Genomic DNA, 13,152 nt, shown 5'->3' with positions numbered 1-13,152 from the left:
ATGAAATTATGGGTTGGTCTTTTTAGAGCCATTAAAAATCTTCCTCGTTGTTACGCGAACTTTTTGAAGCTCACTGCAGTCATGATTGTTTTATGTGGGACATCTTTCGTTTCGATAGCTGACGAATTTTCTCCTGAACAATGTAATGATCTAAAAAGACAAGATGGCTTTTCTGTTGCTTTTACTATTCCAAACCCAACTCCTGTCACGATCACTTTTACGTCAAATAACTCTGTAGTTAAATTGTGGTCCAGCGTTAGTGGTAGTAACGCTAAGATAACCGATCAGAACGTGAATCCAGGAGAAAGAGTTCTCCTAATTTATAGACCGACTTCTAATAATGGTAAAAACGGCAGTCTCATTTACAAGCTTGATACAGGCTCTGGATATGAACAGAAACAGACTACTTCAATTGTGATAAACGGTGGTAATGGTACTTTAGAAGTGTCAGGTGATACCGTTGTAGTTGAGTGTGCCGATGGAGAAAAAGAACCAGTCCCTGATTTGGAGGATGTTCAATATGAGTTTGGTTCTATTGAAGGTATGGATTGTACTTATGGTTGTAACTTGTTGTTTCAGAAGCAATATGACAATCCAATTGTATTCTTAATGTCGACTATCGATCCTGATGATATCGTGAATAGTGTGCCAACAAAGGCTAGTGTTGCAACTATTTGGGACTCAAAGAAAGGCGCAACAATAGAAAGTGAATCGGCTGAGAGTTATAGTTCAACCGATCGAATGTCACCTATTTATTATTTTGTTACCGATCCCGGAAGGTTAACATTTTACGATCATAATGGTTCCAAGGTTTATGGTGAAGCTGGAAACATCATAACTTCTAAGGCTCAATGTAAAGGCAATGCCTGTGGCAGTTCTGATTGGGAAACGGTCTCATATCAGGGAGGTGATATTACAAACCCCGTGATCATGGCTCAAGTTCAGGGCAAGGACCGAGATTGGGCCACAACAGCTATCTCTGGTTTAACTAACCAAAAATTTAAGCTTGCTCTAGAGCGTGGTCGACAAGGGCCAACTTCTTCAGCTAAGCAAATCGCTTATTTAGCTGTCCCTACTTTTTCAGGGCAAGATGAGTCTAAAACATCAAAAATAGAGTTTTTCCAAGCGCCTGGTACCTACAACCAAAAAACTGAAATAGAGCCAGGTAAATCTATAGGCTGGTCATGTCTGAATAACGAAATATCACTACATCAAAACTTTAATAAGTTTGGTGTTATTGCTAATAAGCAAACCCGAAATGGTGGTGATGGTGGTTGGCTACGTTATTGTAAGCAGTATGTGAGTGGAGGAGAGTCGCAATTTACATTCGCATTTGATGAAGATGCTACTTCTCTTAGTACTCGTAAACATGGAGCTTATGAATCAGTAGGCTATTTCGCATTTGAAATTCCCGAGGTCGAGATTCCGGTTAACGTATGTAACTTGTTTCCTGAGCCTATCCAAAGTTGGACTGGGGTTGAGAGTTCATTGATTATTAATAATGGGTGGGGCACAACTTTCAATGGCTGGTCTCCCGATTATCTTGATGCTTTTTCAATTGACAATGATCGATCTTGGAGTCCATCTAATCCTGATCCCGAGAGTTTGCTTTTAGTCGGATTTGATTTAGAGGGAGGTACAAATCAAATGTACAACCATGATGTCTGTGGAGATGATTTAGGTTGTGCTGTAGGGAATGAGGATGGTCAACTAAACCGACGAAAGATTGACCATAGTTTGTTGCCTAATGTTCCGAGTCGTTCTGTAACAGAGAGCCTAGCTATTGATAAAAACATCAAGTCTAGATGTGATGCGTCAAACTTGTGTTCATTTGAGTTAGCAGGAGCTAATGCTAATGTGTATATCAATGAAGACTTGAAACGACTATATATAAATGATTTAGGCAATGAGTATCCAGAAATAAGGGTACACCTTAAAGATGGTTTATATATTGATGATTTCGAAATATCAAATGGTAGTGGTTTAGTATTAATTATCCCTGAACAATCATCAGTAACTTTTAATAACTTTTTGGCTTCGGATACAAGCCGAAGTGATTTTATATTTGAAAATAGCTCTAAAATAAATGTAGTTACAAGCTTTAAATTTAATAATAGCGTCGATATTGTTAATGAGAACGCATACCCAATCATTTATGCTCCAGATGCAACTGTACAGTTGAAAGGAAACTTTAGAGGCTTTATTTTAGCGAAAACACTTAACCTGCCAAACTTACTTACAGTGGAAGGCGCAGTTACTGCTGCGAGCGTTGTTTCGCAGAGTGGTTTAGTTATTAATAAACCTGACTATAGCTGTCCACTTCCTCCACTTCCAACTGGTTCTCTTGTCGTTACCCCAAAATATTCTCATGTTCTAACTTGTGAGGTCGCTGAGGTTGAGTTTAAAGTCGTAGATGATGATGGCAACGTGATTAGCACCGTTCAAGATAACTTCACTGCATCACATTCACCAAATTCTACTGGGAAGTGGTGTGAAGATGAGAATGGAAACAGTTGCTCTACATCTTCGGGGGATTACCAAAGTCACTTTGTTAATGGGCAAAAAACTTTGTACTTATCTTCATCTAAGTTAGAGAGTTATGATGCCAGTGGTACTTGGAATGGTGATTTAGAAACGGCTGCATCAAAAATTAACTTTGTACCTTATAAGTTCGATGTTGATGAACAGTTTGTTGTGGCTGGGGATGATTACCTCGTGACGGCAAAGGTATCCTCTTGTAATTCGCAAGATTCTTCTTTATCACAAGATTATGTAGGCACCCCTAAAGTTAGTTTAGGTATCGTTCAACCTGCGAACGGAAATAGTGCGATAACCTTATTAGATTATACGCCTGATTTTGAGGTGAGTGATAACGGTGAAACAACCGATACACTTTCGATTCAAGAATCAGGTCAATTCAAAGTAACGTTGACCGACAACAGCTTTGACTGTAGTGAGATCTCGGGTTGTCCTGAGAGTGGTACTGATAAACTTTCAGGTAGCTTCTTGGTTAACTCTCGCCCTTGGCAATTTGCAATCTGTACGGGCAGCAATTCTGATGGTAACAGCAGTGGTGGGAATGCGTTTGTTGCAGCGGGGGAAGAGTTTGACGTGTTTGCTAAACCAATTAGATTCTCGAGTAACGCTAACCCTTCGTGTAACAATAGCTTAGTAACACAAAACTATTTGCTGTCCTCTGGTGCTGTCGTTGCAACTCATACTCTGGATACTCCTAGCAATAATGGTGCAGTGCTTGGTAGCTTAGAGCCTGGTAGCCAATTGACTCAGTCTAGTTCCGATATTAGTCCTAATGATAATGGTTATAAATTCAAAAGTTTAAATTATTCAGAAGTTGGTAGTATAAATTTTGAAGTGACTGAAGATTCGAGCAGCTTTTACGGCAAGATTCTTGGTGGATTTTCTGGAAGTAAATCAATTGGCCGCTTCTATCCGAAGTACTTCCTGCAAGAGAACCCTGAATGGAATGTCGCGAATCAAAACGACATTGCTTATTTGAGTCAACCTTATGACTCTACAGTTCACCAAGTATATCCAATGGCATCAGGTGAAGGTGAAGGTGATACGGATAATGCGCTTAATAATTACCGATTCTTTAATACAGAACTACAAGCAAAGTTTGGTGTTCTAGATGATAGCAATATAGATAACGGCTTCTTGCTAGATACGGATGCTGGGTCTTGGTCTAATGATCGTAAGCATTGGTTGTTGAACGATAGTGCCTCTGTTCTTGAGCGAGTTACGGATTCAGATGACGTTGGCCGCAGAGATGCACCGTTTAATACTTCAGATGCTAACTCCACTATTACCCACTTTGGCTTGACCGTTGCAGGAGTTGATCCTGTTTCATTTACTGACTCTGATATTTTGACTGATTCTGTCGAGTTTCCGGTCCAGCCTCCAGCTCGTTATGGCCGAATGGCGCTTGATGATATTGGTGGTAATTCCGGTACTACTCTAACTATTCCGCTGCGAACTGAGTTCTGGGATGGCAGCGAGTTTATTGTTAACGAGGATGATGACCGCAGTACCTTCAATGGGGCTAATACTTGTAAACAAGTTATTTGGCACAGTGAAGGGGCGGCAACCACTTTAGTTTCACTTAGCGGTAGTGGAAATGTGGATGATGGAGAAGAAGAGGTCACAGCAAATCAAAATACGCCAGCAGGAACAGACGCGCCACGTGAGCAAGTTCGTCTGTGGTTAAGAATGGATGACTCTGAGCCTGATAGCGATGGCGGAAATAACATCTCATGTAGTGGCAGTGATCAAGATCAACCATGGCTACGTTACAACTGGCGCCAACTGGGTGATGAAGATCCATCCACCGTCGTCACATTTGGTATATACCGTGGTAACGATCGTGTGATCTACCGAGGTGAAAGTGGCTTAACAGGTCAGTAATAATATAATTTTTGCCCCTTAAGTTAGGAATCTGTAAGAAATTGCGGGTTTCAGTCCATGTTTGTACTTCAATGCCTTGCCGTAACAGCAAGGCATTGGTACATTTAGTGCAATTTTTGTCTTCTAATTCTTGCAGGATGAGCGAAGAATATGTTTAAAAAACTTCGTGGCATGTTTTCAAACGACCTATCGATTGATTTAGGTACAGCCAATACCCTTATTTATGTAAAAGGCCAAGGCATTGTTCTTGATGAGCCTTCAGTTGTAGCTATTCGCCAAGATCGTGCGGGTTCTGCAAAGAGTGTCGCTGCTGTTGGCCACGCTGCTAAGCAAATGCTTGGTCGTACGCCTGGTAACATTTCAGCGATCCGTCCGATGAAAGACGGTGTAATTGCCGACTTTTACGTAACGGAAAAAATGCTTCAGCACTTCATCAAACAAGTGCATGACAACAGTGTGCTTAAACCAAGTCCTCGTGTTTTGGTTTGTGTACCTTGTGGTTCAACGCAAGTTGAGCGTCGTGCTATCCGTGAATCAGCGCTAGGTGCTGGTGCTCGTGAGGTTTACCTAATCGATGAGCCTATGGCTGCTGCGATTGGTGCTGGCCTACGTGTCTCTGAGCCAACAGGTTCAATGGTTGTTGATATCGGTGGTGGTACTACTGAAGTTGCGGTTATCTCACTGAACGGTGTGGTTTACTCGTCTTCTGTTCGCATTGGTGGTGACCGTTTTGATGAAGCGATCATCAACTACGTTCGTCGTAACTACGGCAGCTTGATCGGTGAAGCGACAGCAGAGAAGATCAAACACGAAATCGGTTCAGCTTACCCTGGCGATGAAGTCGAAGAGATCGAAGTACGTGGTCGTAACCTTGCTGAAGGTGTGCCTCGTAGCTTTAGCCTAAACTCAAACGAAATCCTTGAAGCACTTCAAGAACCTCTATCTGGCATCGTATCTGCAGTCATGGTTGCACTTGAACAGTGTCCACCAGAGCTGGCTTCTGATATCTCAGAAAACGGTATGGTACTAACAGGTGGTGGTGCACTGCTTAAAGACCTTGATCGCCTGTTAACAGAAGAAACAGGTATCCCTGTTGTTGTTGCAGAAGAGCCATTAACGTGTGTTGCTCTAGGTGGCGGTAAAGCTCTAGAGATGATCGACATGCACGGCGGCGATCTGTTCAGCGAAGAATAATATCTAGTGTTATGCTCTTTTCTTATCTAGTTTTATGTAAAGAGCCTAGGACCTTGTCTATAGGATCAAATGTAGCTCTAGGACCAAATATAGAATGAAGCCAATTTTTGGTAGAGGTCCCTCTCTACAATTGCGCCTGTTTTTTGCTGTAATTTTATCAGCCAGCCTTATGCTGGCTGATAGTCGTTTAGATGCTTTCTCAAATGTTCGCTATCTATTAAACAGCATGGTTGCGCCTATTCAATATGCAGCCAACTTGCCTCGCACTATGTTCGATGGTGTTTACGACCGTTTTAGCACTCGCAAAGGGTTAATTGAATCTAACCATAATATTAAACGAGAAGTCTTGCGTCTGAAGAGCGAGCTGATTCTGCTTGAGCAATATCAAGAAGAAAACAAGCGCCTTCGTAAGCTGTTAGGCTCGCCGTTTATCCGTGATGAGAAGAAAGTCGTCACAGAAGTTATGGCGGTAGACACTTCACCATATCGCCATCAAGTCGTGATCGACAAAGGTCAGATTGATGGGGTGTATGAAGGTCAGCCGGTGATCAACGAAAAAGGCATTGTCGGCCAAGTCACTTTCGTTGCTGCTCATAATAGTCGTGTATTACTACTCACTGATGCAAACAATGCGATTCCCGTGCAGGTTATTCGTAATGACATCCGTGTGATTGCTTCGGGCAATGGCATGATTGATGAGATCCAGCTAGAGCACATTCCAACCAGTACCGATATACAAGAAGAAGATCTGTTGGTGACATCAGGTCTTGGTGGGGTATATCCAGAAGGTTATCCAGTCGCCTATGTTACGGCCGTTGATTACGACCCGAAACGTGAGTTCGCTGTGATTAAAGCAGAGCCTGTGGTTGAGTTCGATAAGCTCAGATACCTGCTGCTTGTATGGCCTGATGAAAACAAACAGATGCAAGCGGATCAATCGAGCATAGAACAAGCATTGTTAGAGGGCGAAGATGGCCAATAGCGTTTTGAGAAGCAAGGTCGTAATTGGCTGCTCATTTTTAGTAGCCCTTATTCTGCAAACGATCCCTTGGCCTGGTAGCTTAGATTTATTTAGACCATCTTGGTTACTGCTGGTTACGTGTTACTGGGTTTTGGCTCTACCGCATCGTGTTAACGTGGGTAGTGCTTTGATTTTAGGCTTATTGTGGGACCTTTTGATCGGCTCTACTCTGGGTATTCGAGGCATGATGATGGCAATAGTGATGTACATTATTGCGATGAACTTCCTCGTCATTCGTAACATGGCGTTATGGCAGCAAGCGATGATCATTGCCGCGTTAACGGTCTTGTTTGAGGTGTTGATCTTCTTTGGTGAATATTTGATCCAAGATGTTGTTTTCAATCCGTTATCGTTATGGAGCGCATTGATAAACTGTATACTTTGGCCTTGGATGTTTTTATTAATGAGACGCGTGCGTCGCCATTGGCATGTGAGGTAGCGTGACGATGGAAAAGAAACATTTAGTTTTGGCATCCGGCTCTCCACGCCGCAAAGAATTGCTATCTCAACTCGGTTATGAGTTTTCTGTCCTTGTAACCGATGTTGAAGAGTGTAAACACGCTCAAGAAACCGCCGAAGAATATGTTAAGCGACTATCTTTAGATAAAGCTTTAGCTGCGTTGTCTTTATTGAAAGATAACCCTTCTGAAAGGCAGCATGTCGTTCCTAGTTCTGATACTGTAGATCATGGCTCTGATATAGTCGTTCTTGGTTCTGACACAGTCGTCGTAAGCCAAGGGCAAGTGCTTGAGAAACCCACCGATTTTGCTGACTCTAAGCGCATGCTTACTCAGTTAGCGAATGAACGTCACCAAGTGATGACGGCGGTTTCTGTGGTTTCAGAAGAAAAACAAAGAACAGAAATCATTATTACCGACGTATGGTTTAAACCCCTCAGTGAAAAAGAAATAGAACAATACTGGCAAACAGGGGAGCCATGCGATAAAGCCGGTAGCTATGGGATCCAAGGTTTGGGCGGACGCTTTGTCACCCGAATCGAAGGTAGTTATTACGCCGTTGTCGGCTTACCTTTATTTGAAACGGACCAGCTACTGCAAGAATTCTTATAATTACTAACCTGAGGTGCACCATGAGTGCTGAATTGTTGCTGAACGTGACCCCGAGTGAAACTCGTGTGGCCATGATTGAAGGGGGGGCTCTTCAAGAGATCCATGTCGAACGAGATGCTCGACGCGGTATCGTAGGAAATATCTATAAAGGACGTGTAAGCCGTGTTCTTCCGGGAATGCAGGCGGCTTTTGTGGATATAGGCCTTGAGAAAGCAGCTTTTTTACACGCCTCTGATATTGTCCCACACACTGAATGTGTCGCTGAAAACGAAAAGAAACAATTTCAGGTTCGTGATATTTCAGAGCTTGTCCGTCAAGGGCAAGACATTGTGGTGCAAGTGGTCAAAGACCCTCTTGGTACTAAAGGTGCTCGCTTAACCACTGATATCACTCTACCGTCTCGTTATCTGGTATTTATGCCGGGCGCAAGTCATGTTGGTGTATCTCAACGTATCGACAGCGAGTCTGAACGTAACCGTCTTAAAAAAGTCGTGTCTCGTTACTGTGACGAACACGGTGGCTTCATCATCCGCACAGCAGCAGAAGGTGCAGATTCAAATGAGTTGGCACAAGATGCCGCATTCTTGAAGCGATTATGGCTAAAAGTATTAGAGCGTCGTGGTAAGCACAAGGCGCGTACTCGTTTGTATGGTGAGCTTTGCTTAAGCCAACGTATCTTACGTGACTTCGTCGGTACTGAGCTGAGCAAGATTCAGGTCGATTCTCGTCTAGAATATGAAAACCTAAAAGAGTTTACCTCTGAATACGTGCCTGAGCTGACAGACAAGCTTGAGCTGTATGAAGGTGATAAGCCTATCTTTGATATGTACGATACCGAGAACGAAATTCAGCGTTCATTGGATCGTAAAGTCGAATTAAAGTCTGGTGGATATCTGATTATCGACCAAACTGAAGCGATGACCACGGTTGATATCAACACTGGCGCGTTTGTTGGTCGTCGTAATCTAGAAGAGACGATTTTCAACACCAATGTAGAAGCGACTCAAGCGATTGCTCGTCAGCTGCGTCTACGTAACTTAGGTGGCATCATCATTATCGACTTTATTGATATGTTGTCTGAGGAACATCGTAAGCGAGTACTAACTTCTTTAGAGGCTGCGCTCGACAAAGACCGTGTGAAAACCAATATTAATGGCTTCACGCAGCTTGGGTTGGTTGAGATGACTCGTAAACGTACTCGTGAAAGTATTGAGCATATCCTATGTTCGAGCTGTCCTGCTTGTGAAGGCCGCGGCAGTGTGAAGACAGTTGAAACCGTTTGTTATGAAATTCTTCGAGAGATCACGCGAGTGAATCGTGCGTACGACGCCGATAAATTTGTGGTCTATGCGGCAGCTGCCGTAGCTGAGGCGTTAGAGGGCGATGAATCTCATGCGCTTGCGGAGCTTGAAGTCTTTATTGGTAAGCAAGTTAAAATCCAGGCTGAGCCTCTGTACATACAAGAGCAGTTTGATGTTGTTATGATGTAATGGAAATTTTGTGAGCTCAAGCGTTACTCTGATTCTACGTGCATGTTTATGGTTAGTGGTTACTCTCTTAGTAACGCTAGCCATTGCCGTTACTACACTGCGTGTAGCCTTGCCCAATTTAAACAAGTATCAATCTGAAATTGAGCTTTGGGTAAACCAACACTCCGGTTTTGATTTTTCGATTCAAGACGTGGGCGGTTTTTGGCGTAACACTCACCCCTCTATTGCTCTGCAAGGCGTTAAAGCTAGCCTCCTCAATGCAGAAGATGTGACCTTCTCTGTTGAGCGTGTTGAAGTCGAGTTTGACTTGATTCAATCGCTCGTGCAGATGCGCCCGGTTGTGGCCGATCTAGTCATGAATCAAATGTATCTTGATATCCGCTCAATTGATCTGTTTGCCGGACAAAATGGCAAAGACGAACCTACAGATCCCGAGTCTTCCAAGCGAGTGATACAAGAGCTCGATAATTTACTGCTAAAAACACTCGTCGATGTAACTGCAAAAGATTCTTCTATTCTTTATCACTCTGTTTCGGGTGAAGAACGTCAGCTCGATATAGAAACCTTAAAATGGCAAAATTCAGACAAACATCACCTTGCTGAAGGTGTGGTGAGTATCAAAGATGCCAATCTAAACTCTCTGTCAGTGAGTGCTAACTTTATTGATGGTGGGTCACTGACTGATGTGACTGGTGAGTTTTATGTCAGTGCCGACAGCATTTCTGTTAAGCCATGGCTTACGCATTATATGCAGGCGGAATCCGGCATTGAAACGGGTACTGTGAGCTTGAATAGCTGGCTTACGCTGCGAAATAGCAAGCCAGTGAGCGCTTATGTTGAGGTTTTACCCTCAGAACTGGCGTGGAACGAAGATGGCGAGCATGACCTCATGCTTGAGTCCGGTGTCTTTAAGTTGTCGCCGACTGATGATGGTTGGCAAGTAAATGGTCACTCACTAAACCTTAGAACGGATGACACACCTTGGCCGGAACTCGACGTAGCGTTCAAGTGGAATCAAGGTCCATGGCAACTCAACATTTCTGAGCTGGATATTGCGACTATTACTCCGTTGATTAAGCTACTGCCTGATTCAGAACAATCCACCAAAATGATAAATGTCTTGTCACCGGGCGGCTCTGTTTCTGATCTTCGCGTATCCATGGATTCAGGTATCGAGAGTCTGCGTTATTCAGCGAGCTTCTCTGATCTTGCTATCGAGCAATGGGAACTAGTCCCAGGCTTTAGCCAAGTGTCCGGTAGCGTGTTTGGCTCTGCATCAGAAGCGAAAGCAAGCCTGCATGTTATTGACGATGTATTCCCTTACGGTGACGTATTCCAAGCGCCTTTGAATATCAAACAAGGTCAGGTTGATATTGTTTGGCAGCAAGATGAAAACGGCTGGAGGCTTTGGTCTGACAAAGTCACGGCAGCCACGCCAGATCTACAAGTACTAGGTGCATTCCGCTTAGACTTCCCAAATGATGCGAGCCCATTTTTATCGTTCTACGGTGAAGCGGACGCTTACAATGTCGGTGAAACATGGCGCTACTTACCTACACTGGCTCTTGGGCAAGATCTAACAGACTACCTTTCAACTGCGATTCAAGCCGGTAAAGCGGATACCGTAAAACTGTTGTGGCATGGTGATTTGTCTCAATACCCATACACTAACCACGATGGTATTTTCCAGGTTTGGGTTGGCTTAGAAGATGCGAAATTCAGCTTTGATACCGCGTGGCCACTGATTACTGATCTTCAGCTTGATCTGTTGTTTGAAAATGATGCGATGCATCTGGATTCTCGCTCAGCTCAACTGATGGATGTGACGGCAGATCGAATCACAGGACGCATTCCTTATTTAGGGGAAGGCGGCCATATTGAAATTGAAGCTAAAGCGACGGCGTCTGGCAACGCAGTACGCGATTACATGACGTCTTCGCCACTGGTGGGCTCGGTAGGCGCAGCCTTAACCGCACTTCAAGTGAGTGGTGATGTCTCTTCTGAGTTCCAGCTGAATATTCCGTTTGATTCTGAAAAAGAAGCAAGAGCATGGGGTTACGCCGACTTAAGTGGCAACCATGTTGAGATTGAAGCGCCGCCAATGGTGCTCGAGAACACCACGGGTCGAATTGAATTTGATAATGACGTAGTGACGGCAAATGGCCTCGCTGCGGATCTGCTTAACCAAGGTATCTCGCTTGATTTTAAGGGCCTTAATGATGGTCCTGGCTATGCAGTTGATATTGATGTGTTAGGTGATTGGGACGTCAAGCCTCTAAAACCTTACATCGGTGAGCAATGGTTAAGCCGCTTATCAGGTCATGCGCAATGGCAAAGCCAGATTGATATCCAGCTGAATGATATCGGCTTTACCTACCAACTAGACTTACAGTCAGACCTAAAATACTTGGCGAGTGATTACCCATATCCATTGGCGAAAAAATCACTAGAAAGTGGCTCTGCAAGGCTACAGGCATCGGGTAACCAAGAGACGATTACCGCGCGCCTGCAATTGCCAAACACCAAGTACCAAGCTGAGATTGATATCACAGGCGACGTGCCTGAGTTAACGGCGACTAACTTAGTTCTGGGTCGTGGTGGCTATAAAATTAGCCCTGTTGTGGGTCATCATGCACTGATTCGTACTGACAAGTTTAATGCGGATGATTGGTTATCTGTCGTGATGGAACCTGTACAGCCGTCAACCGCTGTACTTAGTCAAATGAACACGCCAACCATACCTGCGCCAAGCCGTATTACCTTTGAGAGTAAAGAGCTGATCTTGGGTGGTATCTCTTGGAATGACGTCGATTTTAGTGCTAGTAAGAACAAACAGGCGTGGCAAATGGAAGTGTCTAGCCAAGAGCTAGAAGGGGATATTAACTACCTGCCTCCTTATGATTTGACAGTTTCACTGGATCGTCTGCATCTGTTTGTTCCTGAGTGGAGTGATAAGAACAACCAAGATCAGCAACTGCTGCAACGTAAAGAACAAGCTGCGCCATTGATATCCAAATTGGATAGAGAGATCCACGATGCGATGCCAAACCTGACCCTGACGCTGAACGACTTTTGGCTGCAAGGCTACAAGGTGGGTAAGGTCGATGTTGAAATGACGAGGAACGAAGATCGTATCGAGTGGAACAAAATCCAGGTGCGAAGCGGCGGTAACAAAGCGGATGTGAGTGGCTGGTGGGAACTGCAAGGTGACAAGAGTCATTCATCGTTAACCGTTGATGTTGAAGGTGAAAACAACAGCGAGCTCATGGAGCGCTTTGGTATTACTTCCGGGATTCAAAAAGCGCCATTCGCGTTGGAAGGTCAACTAAATTGGGATGGTTCGCCTTGGGGAATCAAAATGGATACCCTTGATGGCAACGTTAAAACCAAGTTTGGTAAAGGCATTATCTCGGATGTGAGCGGCGCAGCTCGATTACTTGGCCTGTTTAGCCTAGATTCGATCATCCGCAAGATGCAGCTCGATTTCTCAGATGTGTTTGATAAAGGTATGGCCTTCAACAGCATCACCGGAACGGGCGAGATTCAAAATGGTATCTTCCTGACCAATGATCTGAACATGGATGCGGTCGCAGGTGAGATGAAAATCAAAGGTATCGCTAACCTCAACACGCGTCAGGTTGATGCTGAGGTGAACTTTACCCCAGATATTACCTCGGGTATTCCCGTATTAACGGCCTTTGCGGTAACCCCTCAAACGGCGCTGTACGTATTGGCGGTGACCACGGTTATCTCGCCAGTTGTGGAAGTCTTTACCCAAGTAAATTATTCGGTGAAAGGACCATTGGATTCACCAACGGTGAGCGAACTTTCTCGTAGCTCTGGCGAGTTTCAGCTGCCAGAGAAGCTGAGAAAATTAGCCGAATAGGCCTTAAATTAGCCGAAAAGACCTTATGCCCGAGTCAGCGAATATACGGTGAAATGCTGATTTCTGAAT

7 protein-coding genes are annotated in these 13,152 nt (G+C 44.1%); all 7 read left to right on the top strand.

Going from position 1 to position 13,152, the window contains the following annotated elements:
- The 7 genes from F0229_RS05035 (at window position 1) to F0229_RS05005 (ending at window position 13,083) form a co-directional block, all read left to right on the top strand.
- Window positions 1-4,422, top strand: a complete 4,422-nt coding sequence (locus F0229_RS05035; protein WP_171732385.1) for a DUF6701 domain-containing protein — start codon at window positions 1-3, stop codon at window positions 4,420-4,422.
- A gap of 150 nt (window positions 4,423-4,572) precedes the next feature.
- Window positions 4,573-5,616, top strand: coding sequence for a rod shape-determining protein (locus F0229_RS05030; RefSeq protein WP_017062957.1), 1,044 nt, complete (start codon window positions 4,573-4,575; stop codon window positions 5,614-5,616).
- Window positions 5,617-5,710: 94 nt separating this feature from the next.
- On the top strand, window positions 5,711-6,598 hold the full coding sequence (gene mreC, locus F0229_RS05025) for a rod shape-determining protein MreC (protein WP_004735927.1): 888 nt from the start codon (window positions 5,711-5,713) through the stop codon (window positions 6,596-6,598).
- Window positions 6,588-7,076 carry a rod shape-determining protein MreD gene (mreD, locus tag F0229_RS05020; protein WP_004735926.1) on the top strand — a complete coding sequence of 163 codons (489 nt, stop codon included), beginning with the start codon at window positions 6,588-6,590 and terminating at the stop codon, window positions 7,074-7,076. Before mreC ends, mreD begins: the two co-directional genes overlap by 11 nt.
- 7 nt (window positions 7,077-7,083) lie before the next feature.
- Entirely contained in the window at window positions 7,084-7,707 is a 624-nt protein-coding gene (locus F0229_RS05015) for a nucleoside triphosphate pyrophosphatase (protein WP_017066953.1), read from the top strand.
- A gap of 20 nt (window positions 7,708-7,727) precedes the next feature.
- Complete coding sequence (gene rng / locus F0229_RS05010) at window positions 7,728-9,197, top strand: ribonuclease G (protein WP_017061363.1); 1,470 nt, start codon at window positions 7,728-7,730, stop codon at window positions 9,195-9,197.
- Between the two features lie 10 nt (window positions 9,198-9,207).
- Window positions 9,208-13,083, top strand: a complete 3,876-nt coding sequence (locus F0229_RS05005) for a YhdP family protein (protein ID WP_171732384.1) — start codon at window positions 9,208-9,210, stop codon at window positions 13,081-13,083.
- Window positions 13,084-13,152: the final 69 nt, after the last annotated feature.

Origin of the sequence: Vibrio sp. AIC-3, assembly GCF_013114515.1 — a bacterium.
Taxonomy (GTDB): domain Bacteria; phylum Pseudomonadota; class Gammaproteobacteria; order Enterobacterales; family Vibrionaceae; genus Vibrio; species Vibrio crassostreae_C.
This window is presented reverse-complemented; position numbering and strand designations above follow the sequence as displayed.